This window comes from Pseudomonas sp. NFX224 (assembly GCF_048565165.1).
Classification (GTDB): Bacteria; Pseudomonadota; Gammaproteobacteria; order Pseudomonadales; family Pseudomonadaceae; genus Aquipseudomonas.
On record NZ_CP183416.1, the window covers coordinates 6,508,926 to 6,524,854 of the forward strand.

Genomic DNA, 15,929 nt, shown 5'->3' on the forward strand with positions numbered 1-15,929 from the left:
CTCGTGGAGGGGCGACTTCTGCCGCCCGTTGCAGGGGTTACTGGGCGGCCTGGACGAAGCCAGGGTTGATGGCGACGCTGTAGTCGGGCAGCAACGCCGGGATTTTCTTCTGCTCTTTCAGGAAGGCTGCGGTGGCCGCCAACGCCTTGGCCGCGCCGCCGTCCTTGCCGGCTCCGAGCCAGTTGGCACCGGCCTGTTCGGTGGCCAGCGGGAACTGGTAGAGAGCCAGCACGGGGGGCACTTCGTCCGGCTTGGCACCGGACTGGCGCGCCACGTTGATCACTTGCGGCGAATCGGCGGTCCAGTTGCCGGGCGCCTTCACGTAGTCGGCGGTGCTGGCCTGCAACACCTTGGTCAAGGCGAGCATGCCGGCGCTGTGCTCGGCGGCGAACTTGCGGTCGACCACGATGCCGTCGAAGGTGGCCTTGCCCCATTGGGTCAATTGCCCGGACGTCAACAACACCTGGCCGCTTTGCTTGAGACGACCCAAAGCCGGATCCCAGATGAACGCCGCGTCGATGTCGCCGCGCTCCCAGGCGGCCGGAATGTCCGAAGGCTGCAGGTTGATGACCTTGACCTTGCCACTGAGGCCGAATTGCTCCAGGGCAAACAGGGCATGAAAGTGCGTGGTGGAAACGAAAGGCACGGCCAGGGTTTTACCCGCCAGGTCCTGGGGCGCGACGATGCCGCTGCCATTGCGCACCACCAGGGCTTCGGCGTCATTGATGTTGTCGAGGATCCAGAACAACTGGGCGTCCACGCCACGGCTCACGGCGGCGGCAATCGGGCTGCTGCCGGCCACGCCAATCTGTACGTCACCGGAGGCCATGGCCAGCATCACGTCGCCACCGCTGTCGAAGTTGCGCCACTGGATATCCCAGCCAGTAGCCGCTTCGAACTGCTTCTGGGCAATGGCGTTCTTCCACGGCGCGAACATGCTTTGCACGCCGATCGTCACCGTCTGCGCCTGGGCCGTGGTGGCAAGGCCCAGGGACAGCGCGGCGGCGGGTAACAGCAGGGAGCGGCGGATCCATCGGTACAGGGGCTTGAGCATGGTGTGGCTCCTAAGGGGGAAGGCATTGTTTTTGGCACGCCTAGATCTTAGGGCCGGCCCGTTGCTTGCTTTAGATCCAGTTGCGCCGGGCTTTGGTGCCAGCTATCGCGCCAGGCCTTGATGGGCAAGGCGTGCAGCGCAACGGGTGCGCCATCGGGGTGCGTCATGCAGGGAGTGGGAACCATGTTGGAGCGTTATTTTCGTCCGTTCGAAGCTGGGCGCGGTTTGCAGGAGCAACTTCGCGAGAGCCTGCTCAACGCCATTCTCGATGGCGCGCTGCCGCCCAGCGATGCCATGCCGTCATCGCGCAAGCTGTGCCAGTTGCTCAAGGTGTCGCGCAACACGGTGGTGCTGGTCTACGAACAACTGGTGCAGGACGGTTACCTCACACCCTCGGACCGGCGCGGCTTTTTCATTAATGAAAAATTTTTGCGCCAGCAACTCAACGTCAGCCTGCGGCCGAAATCCCCGGCACTCTTCGAACGGCCCGATCATGCGCCGGACTGGGAGCATCGGTTGCAAACCAGGTCGGCGCAAATGCGCGCCATCGTCAAGCCGCGCAACTGGCGCGAGTATCGTTATCCATTCATCTATGGGCAGATCGAGGACGACGAGCAGACCGCCGCGCGCTGGCGCGATTGCACACGGATCGCCGCCAGTGGTGCGCACATGCGCAGCTGGGTCGATGACCAGGTGATGCTTGACGATCCGCTGCTGGTTGAACAGATCATCCAGCGGGTCTTGCCCAAACGCGGTATCCAGGCTCGGCCCGAGCAATTGCTGGTGACCATCGGCACGCAGAATTCACTGTACATGCTCGCGCGCCTGCTGGGCCGTCCTGGCCTTGTAATGGGCCTGGAAGAACCCGGTTATGTGGATGCACGGAACATTTTCAGCCTCACCGGCTGCACCCTGCGTCCGTTGCGCATCGACCGCCAGGGCCTGGTTGTGGACGCGCAATTGCAGGGGTGCGAAATGCTCTTCTGCACGCCCAGCCATCAATCGCCGACCGGCGTGACGATGCCCCTGTACCGGCGTCTGGAGTTGTTGGCGAGCGCCCGCGAGCATGACTTTCTGATCATCGAGGACGACTACGAAAGCGAGCAGAACTTTCTGGGCAGCAATCATCCTGCGCTCAAAAGTTATGACGACAGTGGCCGAGTGATTTACCTGGGCAGCCTGACCAAGAGCCTATTGCCGGGCGTACGGTTGGGGTTCATTGCCGCCGATGCCGAGCTGATCCACGAACTGCGCGCACTGCGCCGCTACATGTATCGCCATCCACCGTCGAACAACCAGCGCATTCTGGCGCTGTTCCTGGCCATGGGGCATTACGACGCCCACGCCCGACGCCTGCGTGATCGGCTGGCGCGCAAATGGCGGGTGATCAGCCGCGCCCTGGCCGAACATTTGCCTGAGTGTCACGCCAGTGGCATGGCCGGTGGTTCATCGATCTGGGTCAGCGGCCCACCGGCGGTGGACGCCTGGGCGTTACAACGCAGGGTCGCCCGCCACGGCGTGTTGATTGAGCCTGGGGATATTCATTTTCTGGGGGAGGGGCGTACGGGCTGTTACTTCCGCCTGGGCTTCGGTGCGATCGCCGAGGTGTTGATCGAGCCCGGCATCGCAGCGCTGGGCAAGGCCTGGCGCGAGTTGCGCCAGGCCGAACCGACCTAGAGGTTTTCCTGGGCGAGGGTGCCCTTGAGCACGTCGAACATCGCGTCCACATCCTTGCGGCTGGCCACCAGCGCCGGGGCGAAGATGATCGCGTCGCCCGTGGTCTTCACGTGCAGGCCGGCATCGTATAGCGCCCGCTGCACCTGCGCGCCCTTGGCGCCGGGTGCGGCTCCCGGGGTCAGCTGGATGCCGCTGAGCAGGCCGTAGCCGCGCAAGTCACTGACCTGGGGCAGCCCGCGCAGGCCGCTCAGCGATTCCAAGAAGTAAGGCGCCAATTGTCGACCGCGACCGAACAGGTCTTCATCGCGGTAGATGTCCAGTGATGCCAGGGCGGCGGCGCACGCGGCCGGGTGACCGGAGTAGGTGTAGCCGTGGAACAGCTCCGGCCCCTGGCCCTGGCTGGCCCCGACCACGGTGTCGTAGATAGACTCGTCGACGGCCACCGCGCCCATGGGGATCGCTCCGTTGGTCAAGGCCTTGGCCATGGTGATGATGTCGGGCTTGACCGAAAAACTCTGTGCGGCAAAAGCCTCGCCGGTACGACCGAAGCCAGTGATCACTTCGTCGAACACCAGCAGGATGCCGTGGCGGTCGCAAATGTCGCGCAGGCGCTTGAGGTAGCCAGCCGGTGGTACATAGACGCCGATGGAACCGGCGATGGGCTCGACAAAGCACGCCGCGATGCTGTCCGCACCGTGGGTGGCGATGATGCGCTCGAGGTCGCTGGCCAGGTCCGCGCCCTGGGCCGGTTCGCCCAATTGATAGCGCTGCTCTTCCTGCCAGGTGTGGCGCATGTGACTGACGTGGGGCAAGCCGCCAGTGGCGAAGGCCTGGCGGTTGCGCATCATGCCCGACAGGGCCACGCCGCCGAAATTGACCCCGTGGTAGGCCCATTCACGCGAGACGAAACGGGTGCGTTGGGCCTGGCCACGGGCGCGGTGGTAAGCCAGGGCGATCTTCATGGCGCTGTCGACCGACTCGGAACCCGAGTTGGTGAAGAACAGCTTGTTCAAGCCCGCGGGCAGCAGTTCGCTCAGGCGTTCGGCCAGTTCGAAGGACAAGGGGGAGGCGCGCTGGAAATGCGGGGTGAAATCCAGGGTCAGCAATTGCTTGCACACCGCCTCAGCGATTTCGGTACGGCCATGCCCGGCCGCGCAGCAGAACAGCCCCGAACTGCCGTCGAGCAGCTCACGACCCTCGGATGTCCAGTAGCGCACACCTTCGGCGCGGACGAACAGTTGTGGGGCGCGTTGGAACTCCCGGTTGTCGGTGAAGGGCATCCATTGATGGTTGAGGTTCGTTGCCATGGGGTTACTCCTGAGGGCGGGCACGGATCGGCCGGTTGCCCCGCAGCCTAGCCATGCAGGCGTGGCGTACTTAGATCCAGTTTGGCATTTCGATGGAGCCAGAACGCCAGGCACTGGACCCATTAAAAAGCCCATCTGGCTCTAAAGCGTGGACCGATGCCTGACTAGAGTGGCGCCACTGTCAAAGGAGCGCGCCATGAGCCCGGAATTGAATTGGACCTTGAGTGCGTTGTGCGTGCTGGTGGCCGCCGTCGTGCGTGGTCTTACCGGGTTCGGGTTCGCGGCCATCGCAATCGTCGGCCTGGCGATGCTCGGCGCATTGAGCGACGCCGTGCCCCTGGTGTTGTGCCTGGAGGTGGCGTCCAGCCTGATGCTGCTGCGCGACGCCTGGGCCCAGGCCGATTACCCGTTGCTGCGGCGGATCCTGCTCGCGGCGGCGATTGGCGTGCCCTGCGGCATCTGGCTATTGACCGGGCTCGACAGTGAATGGCTGAGCCTTGGGGTGTACGTGCTGGTAGCCACGCTGGCATTGCTGGGGCTGGCGCGGGTGGCCTTGCCCATGGGCCGCGGGCCTTGGGCGGCCTGGCTGGTGGGCGGTAGCAGCGGGGCGTTGATCGCCGCGTTTTCCATCGGCGGGCCACTGGTGGTCGCCTGGCTCAGCCATTGCGGGCTGCGCGCCCGCACGCTGCGAGCCACCTTGATCATGTTCTTTTTCGCCGTGGACCTCGCGGCCCTGGCCGGGCTGGCAGCGGCCCAGGCCATCGGCCCCCAAGTCCCGCGCCAGGCCCTGTCCCTGCTTTTGCCCCTTATGGCAGGGCTGTGGATCGGGCAACGGTTGTTCCTGCACATTCGCGCCGAACACGCGGCGCGATTCACCCAATGGCTATTGCTGGCATTGGCGGGCTTCGGCCTGCTGGGCCGGTCGTGGTCCTGACCTCTGGAGCTTGATCATGCAACCTACTGTTTTCATCACCGGCGCTACTTCCGGATTCGGCGAAGCCTGCGCCCGGCGCTTCGCCCGGGCCGGCTGGTCAATGGTGCTCACCGGCCGTCGTGAAGAACGCTTGCTGAGCCTGGCCAACGAATTGGGCAATCAGAGCAATGTGTTGCCCCTGGTCCTGGACGTGCGTGATCGCGCCGCCATGCAAACGGCCATCGACCAATTGCCGGAGCACTTCACAACCTTGCGCGGGCTAATCAACAACGCCGGGCTCGCCCTAGGCACCGAAGCCGCCCAGGCCTGTTCGCTGGATGATTGGGACACCATGGTCGACACCAACATCAAGGGCCTGCTCTACAGCACCCGACTGTTGCTGCCGCGATTGATCGCTCACGGTGCCGGGGCAAGCATCGTCAACCTAGGCTCCATCGCCGGCAACTGGCCGTACCCCGGCAGCCACGTGTACGGCGCGACCAAGGCCTTCGTTCGGCAGTTTTCGTTGAACCTGCGCTGCGACCTGCAAGGCACCGGCGTGCGGGTTACCAACCTGGAACCGGGCTTGTGCGAGAGCGAATTTTCCCTGGTGCGCTTTGCCGGCGACACCCAGAAGTACAACGCGGTGTACGCCAACGCCCAGCCGCTGCAACCTGCGGACATCGCCGAGACGATCTTCTGGCTGATGAACCAGCCGGCGCATATCAACATCAACAGCCTGGAAGTGATGCCGGTGACCCAGGCCTGGAACAACTTTGCGATTGAGCGTGGCGCGACGGTCTGAATGTCGACCTGCCTGGGGATTCGTACGCGGTCCCCCCTGTTCTGGCTGACCCTGCCTGTGTACCAACCCTCGGGGCGCTTACCGCAGATCTGCTCGATCACGTCGAGGGTCAGGCGGATATGGCGCCGCTCCTGGTCTTCGGGCATGTCGCGATAGTCCAGCCAACGGTAGCCGTGCCCGGCAATCTCATGCCCGGCAGCGCAGAGCGCATGGCCAATCGCCGGGGTGAGTTCCAGGGCCCGGCCGACGGCGAAGGCGGTCAGCGGAGGTTTCGGGCGCCGAACAGCTGCAGAATGCGCCACACACCGGCGCGCGATCCGTATTCGTACATGCCCTCAACGCTCAAGTCCGCTTCCCTCACACGCGGCGGGCGGCCCGGCAGCTCGTGCAGCCAGGCCTCCGGCTGTGCATCGCCATTGACGATGCACGACTCCGCGCCTTCTTCGATGTTGAGGACGAACTGCACCGCGACGCGCGCCTCACCTGGCCATCGCGGGTGAGGCGGGCAGCCACCATAACCGATGAGGTCGCGGGCGGCCATCAGCCCAGCTCGAAGGTCGTGACGCCGAACACACGTTCGTGCGCGATCGCCGGGGGAGGGCCGAGGTACATCCGTGCGCAGCCGAAATCCTCGACCATGTCCTGTTGCTGCACCAGCGTCATCGCGGTGGGGTTATTCTCCGGGGCATCGAGAAACAACGGGGCACCCTGGGAAAAATCTGCCAGGCGCGCATAGAGGGCATTGGCTGCCAGGGCGTCATCGGCGAACAAGGGGCCGATCTTGTAGCCTTCAAGGCAGCGCCTTGCCACGCCATAGCCGCTGAGTTTGCCATCGCGCTGGCAACCCACGGCGAGGGCGTCGGCCTGGGCAATCCACCCCCTCAGGAAGGTGGCGCGCTCAGCCGGGAAGCAGGTGCGGTCGTAATCGACAACTTGATCGAACGGGAAGTTGGCCAACGGCACGATGTCCTGGTCGTCTACCGGCGAGATCACCGGGCATTTGGCGGCATCGGCACGAAAACGCATGTTGCGATGGGAGAAGACGAAACCACCCTTGGCATAGTAGTCCTGCATCGCGAAGGCACCGTCCATGCCGATGCTCGCACCTGGTCGCAGGCGGGCGAGGAGCCGGTCGCGGCGTGCGTGCCAGAGGGTATTGCCCAGACCTTGACCGCGATATTCAGGCCGGACGATGAAAAACCCCATGAACCCGAATTCGCCATGGTAGGAGGTGATGGCGCCGCCGCCGATCAATTCGCCGCCCAGGGACGCCGCGATGAAGGCAGCAGGGTCCGCCGCCCAGAACAGCTCGGCATCGTGAAGGCCGGGATTCCAACCCTCACGGGCTGCCCAATCGACGAGCTCGTCCAGTTCGGGACGGGTCATGTTGCGTATGAGCAGCTGATTCGACACTGCGAAGTTCTCCTCAATTGCTAACTGAGTAGGTTGAACGCTAGCAGATGGGATAAAGCAGGGATGGAACCAGCATTGAAACTATCGAAATATAGGCATTTTATCGGATTTAGATAAACTCCATCGGGGGTAGGGGAGCGGGATGAAATGTTGCAACAACAGAGCATATTAATAACTAAACTAAATAGCCGTTTAGTCGAGTTGGATTATGTTCTCCATAGAAAGACTTTTAAGGTGCCTCAGGCGGTTGGAAATACATAGACTATCCTCAATAGTACAAATCACTCGTCAGACATGACGTCCTGACGAGCTCCAACCCAATCTAACAGGGTGCCAATCAATGGAAAAGCCTGTTGAAATTTGCACGTTTGAGCTCGACGTTATATTGGTAGATAAGGCGGGAAAACGCCTACCGAACCCGATGATTACGGTCGCTGTTGACCGTGAAACGCAAGTGATAATAGGGGTATGCATTTCGACTGGTAAACCCCAGAGTTCGAACAGCATAGCGGAGCTTTGAATTCCCCGGTGCGCCAGGAGAATCAAGGGCTAACACGCAGGTTCAGCATTACTCTGTAAACTTTTTTTTTGACTTGTTATCTACGGTGATTAACAAGTCAAAATTGTGGTTAACAACGGTATCGGACGAGCATTGTACTGAGCTTTTCCTCCAACCAGATTCTGGCGAGCCACCAGGGTATTTGGTGGCAGAAAAGCTCCACAGGCTTCAAACGCAAGGCGTGCACCGCCAAACCTGCAGCATCTGCAAGTAAATCAACCGGCGTTTGTGATTTCCACGTGTGGCAGCCCTTGAAATCTGCGCATCAACTCCACGCTGAACGCCGCAGATTTCACACAGCGACGTGTTTGCACGTGGACCTGTAGCGTAAGCAATGCCGTAAACGAACAAGCTGTTACCAAAAAGACCCTTTATATCAAGCGAACAGACGAACTCGCATAGGGTGCACGATCACGCGAATGTAGGGCGATTCGCCGCTATTTCTTCCGAGATCTGCGGGGCTCCGACGACAGGCATGCTTTCGTGAGGTCGCGAAGAGTGCTCAGAAGTAATTGAGTAAAACTACTAAGATAAAAAATCGTATATAAAGCAGAGACATGAGTCTCTATTCTATAGTGTGCATGAAGTTCATTCAAGCAGTTACCTTCTGAAATACTGAAACAAATAATGGAATGAGAGGTTGATGGAAGTAAATGCGTAAACGGGCGTCAGATGTTTTTTTAAGGAATTCCATCTGTCTTAGATAGTAATTTTATAACAGGACCCTTGCCATATCATAAGGTCATGACATGAAATAACGCTTTAATAAATCATGGTATGGCTACTAGAGGCCTTGATGATGATTAGTCATGTCTACAGTGAAGAGTTTCTGCGAGCCGCAGGAATCTCACCAGATGTCATGGACTCAAGCAACGCTGAGGGTTGGGCGGGGGACTTCAAGCTTCTCGATGAATGGATAAGTCAAGGTACGAAAAATAGCCTAACACGTAGAGTAATGAAAAAAGAGATTGAGCGACTTTTACTCTGGGCAATTTCAGTACAACGAAAAAAGCTTCTCGAGCTAGCCCCGGCAGACATTGCCAGCTACGCAAAATTTCTAGAGCGACCGACGCCTGTTTCAATCTGGATATCAAAAACAAAATATCCGAAATGCAATGACGGCTGGCGTCCTTTTGCTGGCCCATTAAATGAGGCGTCACACAGATATGCGTTAGTCCAAGTTGGCAGCTTTTTTAAATGGGCCGTCCGGAACGGACTGCTTGAGCTTGATCCGACGGAAGCCTTAGAGACCCCAAGAATTAATAAGCCCGTGCTCAGGCGTGCTCTGGACCAAGAAGCACTTGGTGCGCTATTTGAAGTGATAGATGGTCAGAAAAAAAAGAAAAAAAGATTAAGAGATACCATACTGTTTTCGATAATTTTGCAAGCCGGGTTATTGGTTTCGGAGGTTGTGGCTGTAAACGTTGATGATGTTAATCGTGACGAAAATGGCGTCTGCTGGATAACTGTCAGGGGTAATAGCGGTGACTTGCGGAGGCTTGCAATCACAGCTGAGCTATTTCTGCTGATAGACTTTTACAAAACTGTGTTTCGCATCCAGGTAGCGTGGACGGACGATGCTGCGACACCATTGGTGTTGCCAGCAACCGGAAAATTGCGACGTCTACATCCGTCGACGATACTAGCAATAATTAAAAATGTTGCAGAGGGGGCAATAAGGCTTTTGCGAGAAAGAGGGCGGCATGATGTCGCGGCGACACTGCATGGCGCTAACGGATATATGTTAAGGCACTCATGCTTCGCCAATATTTCCACTACGAGCACTGTTCAAGAGTTAAAAGAAATTGCAGGGTATCTGGCGTTAGACGTGGCGGCCCAGTATTTTTATTGTGATGATGAAGAGTTTCATAGGAAAATAGTGGCGTCACTTCCCTCAATATTAAAATATTCAATTAAAGATGCTGGTGACGATTTTTCTTGATCGATGTGTGTCGGTGCATATGGTATTAATCGGCTTTCAAAACGCGTTTTTATAAACAAATTTTCTTTTTCGCAAAGGTCAAAAAATACTGCCTGTATTGTAAGTGCAACTCTCAGTATTTTTAAGCTCCTGGTAAAGAGAGCTGATGCACTGTGAAGTTTCCGCGATGAGTTTTCTGAGTACGCCATCCGGTTGAAATTTAAATGAAAATTACGGCCCTACGGCAATTGTATACGAAAACATGGGTGTGCTGGCCGCCGTCGTTACATTTATATCTGCATGTTATATTTTTTACAGTCATACGCTTTATCAGCAAATAGTATATTTGCATTCACAAATTTTGCGCTAGATTATTTTAAAACCAAGGTCGCCGAATTTTGTGGTAGTGCATCATGGCGAAAACAGTAAAAAGTACCGCAAAGACCAACCTTTATAAAAAGTATGGAGGTAAAGGGGGGCGCGCAAATAACGTATGGTTGGTTTATAGCGAAAAAATGCATCGAGATTTTGCGTTAAATTCTGATGTGCGACTTTTTCATTGGATCTGCTGGCTTGAAACTAACACGGAGGTACGTAGTTATGAGTATTTTGATAAAAATGCGCCAGCCGAACCGGACGGTCAATTGATTACAGCAGATGGCTCTGTTAAGGGCTTTTGGATTACAAAAAAAACCGCTCCTAAACTCTCTATCGATGATATTGATCACGATAAATTAGAGTCTAATCGTATATTGGTTACATCTGATGAGATTCTATCAAAGGCCCCTGAGGCTATGCGGCTTTTAAGCTCACTATCTTTTTGTGCTGGCGTACGTGGGAATGAATTAGCAGCGTTAGAAAACAAGCTTATCCTGGTTGAGCGCCAAATGATAAGAGGAACGGTGAAACAACTATTGGTGGCTCTCAGTGGTGTCGAGGAGTCGCTGGTTGCAGGCGTTGTTGTTCGGCACATGATTCGCGGTGTAATTGACGTAGATTTGTCAAGGGACTCCTTTGGCCGGCAAACACGATGGCATTTATCAGGAGCCTTCCCGCGTGAATATTAAACTGAGCAGAGGTGGAGCAATCCAGAACAAAGCCTGCGACGAATTTAAATTTTGGCAGAAGCCCAACGTCTCGCATATGAATAATCGTGACAAGGAGATCTACATCTTAAGGTACCAGGCTCTTGAGATGTATTCCGCTGGAGGTAGGTTAAGAGATATTAAGGAGTTGACGGGAATCGCTCCTCCACAGGTTGTATCTTTAGCTAAAAGATGTCTTGAGATTTCACCAGACGGTAGTCCATGGGGGTGTCGCGCCCTATTGCCGAGAATACGACTGGCGCCGTATACGCGAATCGCTCCGCCATCAAATTGCACCGCTGGAGGTAGAGGGGGGTATGCAGGATCGTTTGGTTGGACTCTTGACAAATATGAAGACTTGCCAGAATTGTTACGCAAGAAAATTTTTAAAATTGAAGGTCGCGGGACGGTTTACGAACATAAAATTAGTGCTAAAACTCTCCATTCTGTCTTTCTTAAAACCTTACGAGAGTTGGGAGCGCCAATAGATCAATGGCCATTTACCGCCGAGTTAATGGGCGCAAGAACCATCAGCAAGTATTTAAACTTAATAATGGATGACAATTTTGATCAGGCAGTACAAGTTAATGAAGAATCTTCGGCGCGTGCGCACCTTAAGGTTGGAAAAGGTGTGTGCACAAATCTTCGCTCTAACGAGCCCTATGATGTAGTCGAGGTTGATGCCTACCACACCGACTGTCACTCATCCGTTGAGTTTATGACTCCTGAGGGGTTGCTCAAAGCTGTTCGCATTGAACGCATATGGCTGATAGCGTTGATTGATGTTGCTTCGGGTGCTGTCATAAGTTACATCCTTGTGTTCAAGCCTGAGGTTAATGCCGAAGATGTGGTCAATCTATTCAGGCTTGCCTTGCTGCCAAATCGTGAGCGGCCATTGCCGGTAGTCGACGGACTAATTTATCCAGAAGGCTCAGGTTTTCCCAATGAAGTTATTGATGAATGCAAAGGAGCATTATGGTCAACGATTAAGTTTGACGGTGCGCTGGCTAACCTTGCTGAAAAGATCACTGATATATCACGTAAAGAACTTGGTTATTCCTGGAATGTTGGGCCTTCGCAACACTTTGAAAGACGAGCCTCTATTGAGCGATTATATGCTGACTTCGCAAATGGCATATTTTCGCGAATGCCGTCTACAACGGGTCATGGCCCAGGCAAAGGTCGAGCGGACAAAGCTGAGCAAATTGCGGTTACCAAGCGAATCATCGCAGATGAAATTAGGCATGTGCTTGATGTGGAGATCGCTATGCATAATGCTCGCCCTACCGAGGGCCTCTACATGTCGCCTTTAGAGTATATTCGGCAAAAAATCACAGCCAACAATAATCATCTGATTTTGCGCAAGCTCCCGAATGCGGATGTGCAGAATTCTTCTGAAATTTTGGTTAGAAAGCAACGTGTATACGTCAGAGGAGGGCGTAAAACTGGTCGTGCGCCGCACATTCAATTTGCAAGGGTTAAATACACAAGCGATCAGTTGAGGCAGGCAGCTCATTTAGTCGGAAAACAAATCATTATCGAAATTTTTGAGGATGACATTCGATATCTAAACGCATTCACGTTACAGGGTGAGTCTTTAGGAAAGTTGGTTGCTATGGGGCATTGGGCGGATTTGAAACACAGCCTGACTACCCGACAAGCAATCAATAAACTGGTATCTCAACGGGTGGTCATCATCGCCACCGGACAGAACCCCGTGCAGGTGTATATGGAGCATTTGACCACAAAAAACAAAGCAGCAATGAAAAAGTCTAAATCCCCCCTCAGTCCTCGGCAGGCGACCGAGGCGAAACGGCTCTCCGATGAAACTGGTCTGAGCTTAAATATCCATGACGCAATAGAGGGTGCAGAATACCCATCAGTTTTATCAATCGACCCTGAATCAATAAGCCACTCCAGCTTTGCACCCATGCCTGACCTTAACAAGTTGCTCGGTAAAAACAAGATGAGGTGATGTATGTTAGTGCTCGATGATAAATCTCGTTCGGAGCTATTTCGAACCCATCCGGTCAAACGAAATCAGTATACCATTCTGACCCCCATGATCAAAGCGTCTTATGCCATGTTCCGGGAGAAAGTGTTTTTCAGGCACTCCGGCGCCTTTATGTTTGCCTCCCCTCGAATGGGTAAAACCCGATGTGCTTATGCTATCAGGGACTTACTTACCAGTGAGTTTCCCGATTCGTATGTTTTGTATCATACAATGGATAGCGAGCGAACTACTTATTTGGTCGGCGACTTGCTGAAGTCAGCAAAATTGGCCGTGGCCAACCGGGAGAGTCGCGCGATACAATTGGAACGCTATATTGAGCATATTGCTGCCGAGTGCGAACTCAAAGGCGGAGATCAGTTTGTTCTGATTGTTGATGAGATGCAGCTGATGTTGTTGCAGTCGTATAACGATCTTTTGGTGATTCATAATCGGCTTGATGCAAAAGGGATTAGCATGACGACTTTAGGCTTCGGTCAGCCGCAAATCCTCGAAACTCGAAATCTTTTAATTACTTTGGAGGCCTACAACCTGGTTGCCCGGTTCCTAAGTGAGCCCGTGCGCTTTGAAGGGTGCCTGTCGGCCAATGTATTTCAGGCCATTCTGTATGACTTTGACGAGGTCACAGAGTTTCCGCCGAATTCAGGGTGCTCCTATACTGAATTTTTTCTTCCGGTCGCGTTCTCCAACAACTATCGTCTTGCGGCTCAGCATGGCGACATTTGGAATGCTTTGATCCAGTTGGTCGGTGAGAGCGTGCTGCCACGAATACCATTTTCGTATATTATTCGCCTAATCAATCATCTCTTGATTGCCAATAGGGCGAAAGACTCTTCAGATTTTAGATTGTCGGCTGAGATGATCGACGTATCCATGAGAGCAACAGTTTTGACGGACTTTTTTGAGTCCATGAAAAAAAGTTAACATGTATAGAAAAGATCTGAAGGTCACGCTAGGTTGCAACAGCCCCTTGGCGTTCACCTCATCCTGGCTGCTATTTATCAAGGCGGCGGCAATCAACTACTTGCCGCCTAACGTTCTGGTTAATTTGATGAGGCAGCCCAGCGCAAATTCAAGGGTCAATCCTTATTATTGGACTTCGACATTTGTCGATATTGCATATTTGGCAAAATGCACCGGGTTGACGGAGCAAGTTCTGTCTACCCTGTTCGTGGACCGCTATTCAGTATGCACTTTAAACGTTGAGCGGATAATCATCCGTCACTGCCCTGTGTGCATTGCACAGGGCTATCACTCTGTGTTTTTCCAGTTCGCCCTGTTCGATACGTGTCCATGGCATGGTCGCAAACTGTATCCTTGTCCTTCATGTACCCATGCCATCTCGCAGACTCAAGGCATGCGTTTTACTTTGCATGAAGACTACTACGAAGCAAGTTTGAATTGCGGTCATTTTTATTTTAATTCAAAAGCGTCTACTCGATTTGATTTGAATACGGAGCAGCAGAATCAGGACTATTTAGAGAGATCTAAGTTATGTGCTGAGTGGTTGGAGCGCTGCACTGATTCAATCTCGCCCTTTGCACATATACTTGGCCGGCTTTCGGATGACAAGCATCTCGACGAGAAGCTTATTAAGATCATGTACCCTGGCTACTGCGGAGTACTAGGCACTGGGTTGGAGTGTCCGTGGCCAACCGTGCTCGACGCGCTTAGTCATCCTTGTGTGGATTTCTCGATAATGCGCTTGGACTCTGACGTTAGAGGCAATACACAAGGTATCGAGCTTAAGCTGCTGCTGAAAAGCATCCGGCGTTACCTGTTCAAACGCTTTGTTCGCCCGCACAAGAAATGCTATTCATTTCTCGCCTCCCTCACCCAAAGGGATTGGCATTGTCTGGATGCGACTTCGGCATGCAGCGTTTCGTCGGCCTTCATTGTCTGGGAGCGCTCGATTTCACATATGGATGGAGGAGGCTGGATCGATGCGCCAAACAGGGTCTCCACGGGTTGGGCGGCGGCGCCGGAACAAATTCATCAAGTTGCCTCATTGTGGCTACTGCATTTCTATACCATCTGGAGTGGCATTGAACGAAATTGTCAATGCTGCAAGTCTCACCATGATCGGTTCTCGGTCGAACTCGCTTCTTCCGAACCGCCGTTACACCTGGGCGAGGACAGTGTTGTGATTTACAACACCCGGGGTCAGCACACTGACGTGTTACTGGCATTGCACTGCTCTGAATCGTGGTTGAGAGATGCTGCTTCGGTGCGGTGTGCGACACGGAGACAATACAGCGATATGGTCAATCACCGATCGCGAGAAACAGTGCAGTTCTGGGCCTACGTGGTGAGGCCGGAAGTGTGGATGCGTTATTGGGTCGGAGATCAGCCAAGGACCAGCGCTTGGCGCCGCCCCGTTAGCGCTGGCTAGTTGGTTGTCAGGCCATTTCTGTAGGACCATAGATGCGCGTTGGCAGACTTAGGTGGGACGCGGGCAATTCATGCTGTCCGTGTTCCGTGGTCAGGCGAAATTGCTTTTTCGCGGAGCATTCATCAAGGACGGTATCGATTGCCAAGACATGCTCCATACGCCACAACTGTGAGCCGTTCAGTTTGGGAGGGGTCATTACCATCACGGACGTGATCGCCTCAACCGTGGGAAGGTCACCAAGCATCCGTGCGAGTTGCTCGACATCGGAGATCAGCAGCGTGCGCCCAAAATAATATCCGTCTTCGTCCATCCGAACACACACGTGGAAGCACGGACTTTCTAGGTCGCGCTCAACCACGGCCCACCGTTTGATTTTCAGGTCAAACGGCACGGGAGGGTGGAGTTCCGCAGCTGGTTGGGTAAAAAACATGGCGATGCCCTCTCAAAACGAACCCTATAGATTGTAGCTCTAAAGTGTTCAAAAAGGCTTCATCGTTCCTTTTGTGAGTGATGCAAATGGAACTGAAATACGCCTTTGGAGCAGCCTTAAAGACGCGTCGACAGCAACGCAAGCTGACGCAAGAGGATTTTTCCGACGTGAGCAGCCGGACTTACCTCAGCACTCTGGAGCGGGGTCAGAAATGTCCCACGCTCGAGAAGGTAGTGGAACTGGCCTCGGTCCTGCAGATTCACCCGCTGACCTTGATCGCTGAAAGCTTTCTGGTGCTTGAGCCAGGTCAGACACTTGAGACATTGTTGGCTGTTGTCCAGCGCGAAGCTCAACAGATCTAA

The 15,929-nt window shown here is 54.7% G+C and carries 13 protein-coding genes and 1 pseudogene; 9 read left to right on the top strand and 5 right to left on the bottom strand.

What is annotated here, in order from left to right:
• Positions 1-37: 37 nt before the first annotated feature.
• Positions 38-1,054: a taurine ABC transporter substrate-binding protein gene (gene tauA / locus ACNYC6_RS29810; protein ID WP_419710445.1), complete on the bottom strand. Its 1,017-nt coding sequence runs from the start codon at positions 1,052-1,054 to the stop codon at positions 38-40.
• A 183-nt stretch (positions 1,055-1,237) separates the two neighbouring features.
• Between tauA and ACNYC6_RS29815 the strand changes: the two genes are divergently transcribed.
• A complete protein-coding gene (locus ACNYC6_RS29815) occupies positions 1,238-2,731 on the top strand; it encodes a PLP-dependent aminotransferase family protein (RefSeq protein WP_419710446.1) in 1,494 nt (497 codons plus the stop codon).
• Here ACNYC6_RS29815 and ACNYC6_RS29820 read toward each other — a convergent pair.
• Positions 2,728-4,038, bottom strand: coding sequence for an aminotransferase class III-fold pyridoxal phosphate-dependent enzyme (locus ACNYC6_RS29820; RefSeq protein WP_419710447.1), 1,311 nt, complete (start codon positions 4,036-4,038; stop codon positions 2,728-2,730). The two genes, ACNYC6_RS29815 and ACNYC6_RS29820, sit on opposite strands and share 4 nt — an antisense overlap.
• Before the next feature lie 196 nt (positions 4,039-4,234).
• Between ACNYC6_RS29820 and ACNYC6_RS29825 the strand changes: the two genes are divergently transcribed.
• Positions 4,235-4,972: a sulfite exporter TauE/SafE family protein gene (locus ACNYC6_RS29825; protein WP_419710448.1), complete on the top strand. Its 738-nt coding sequence runs from the start codon at positions 4,235-4,237 to the stop codon at positions 4,970-4,972.
• A 16-nt stretch (positions 4,973-4,988) separates the two neighbouring features.
• Positions 4,989-5,756, top strand: coding sequence for an SDR family oxidoreductase (locus ACNYC6_RS29830; RefSeq protein ID WP_419710449.1), 768 nt, complete (start codon positions 4,989-4,991; stop codon positions 5,754-5,756).
• Positions 5,757-5,794: 38 nt separating this feature from the next.
• Here ACNYC6_RS29830 and ACNYC6_RS29835 read toward each other — a convergent pair.
• Both ACNYC6_RS29835 and ACNYC6_RS29840 read right to left on the bottom strand, forming a co-directional pair.
• A pseudogene (locus ACNYC6_RS29835) lies at positions 5,795-6,297 on the bottom strand (polysaccharide deacetylase family protein); the annotation flags it as partial.
• On the bottom strand, positions 6,297-7,169 hold the full coding sequence (locus tag ACNYC6_RS29840; protein WP_419710450.1) for a GNAT family N-acetyltransferase: 873 nt from the start codon (positions 7,167-7,169) through the stop codon (positions 6,297-6,299). The gene ACNYC6_RS29840 and the pseudogene ACNYC6_RS29835, both read right to left, overlap by 1 nt.
• A 1,355-nt stretch (positions 7,170-8,524) precedes the next feature.
• Here ACNYC6_RS29840 and ACNYC6_RS29845 point away from each other — a divergent pair.
• The 5 genes from ACNYC6_RS29845 (at position 8,525) to ACNYC6_RS29865 (ending at position 15,137) form a co-directional block, all read left to right on the top strand.
• Entirely contained in the window at positions 8,525-9,670 is a 1,146-nt protein-coding gene (locus ACNYC6_RS29845) for a tyrosine-type recombinase/integrase (protein WP_419710451.1), read from the top strand.
• A 392-nt stretch (positions 9,671-10,062) separates the two neighbouring features.
• Positions 10,063-10,716 (top strand): hypothetical protein, encoded by a 654-nt coding sequence (locus ACNYC6_RS29850; protein ID WP_419710452.1) that lies wholly within the window; start codon positions 10,063-10,065, stop codon positions 10,714-10,716.
• A complete protein-coding gene (locus ACNYC6_RS29855) occupies positions 10,706-12,709 on the top strand; it encodes a hypothetical protein (RefSeq protein WP_419710453.1) in 2,004 nt (667 codons plus the stop codon). The genes ACNYC6_RS29850 and ACNYC6_RS29855 overlap by 11 nt, the downstream gene beginning before the upstream one ends.
• Before the next feature lie 3 nt (positions 12,710-12,712).
• Positions 12,713-13,669 (top strand): AAA family ATPase, encoded by a 957-nt coding sequence (locus ACNYC6_RS29860; protein ID WP_419710454.1) that lies wholly within the window; start codon positions 12,713-12,715, stop codon positions 13,667-13,669.
• Position 13,670: 1 nt separating this feature from the next.
• Positions 13,671-15,137, top strand: a complete 1,467-nt coding sequence (locus ACNYC6_RS29865; RefSeq protein ID WP_419710455.1) for a hypothetical protein — start codon at positions 13,671-13,673, stop codon at positions 15,135-15,137.
• A 7-nt stretch (positions 15,138-15,144) separates the two neighbouring features.
• Here ACNYC6_RS29865 and ACNYC6_RS29870 read toward each other — a convergent pair whose 3' ends face one another.
• Positions 15,145-15,567, bottom strand: coding sequence for a hypothetical protein (locus tag ACNYC6_RS29870; RefSeq protein ID WP_419710456.1), 423 nt, complete (start codon positions 15,565-15,567; stop codon positions 15,145-15,147).
• An 86-nt stretch (positions 15,568-15,653) separates the two neighbouring features.
• Here ACNYC6_RS29870 and ACNYC6_RS29875 point away from each other — a divergent pair, with 86 nt between their 5' ends.
• Positions 15,654-15,929, top strand: coding sequence for a helix-turn-helix domain-containing protein (locus ACNYC6_RS29875; RefSeq protein WP_419710457.1), 276 nt, complete (start codon positions 15,654-15,656; stop codon positions 15,927-15,929).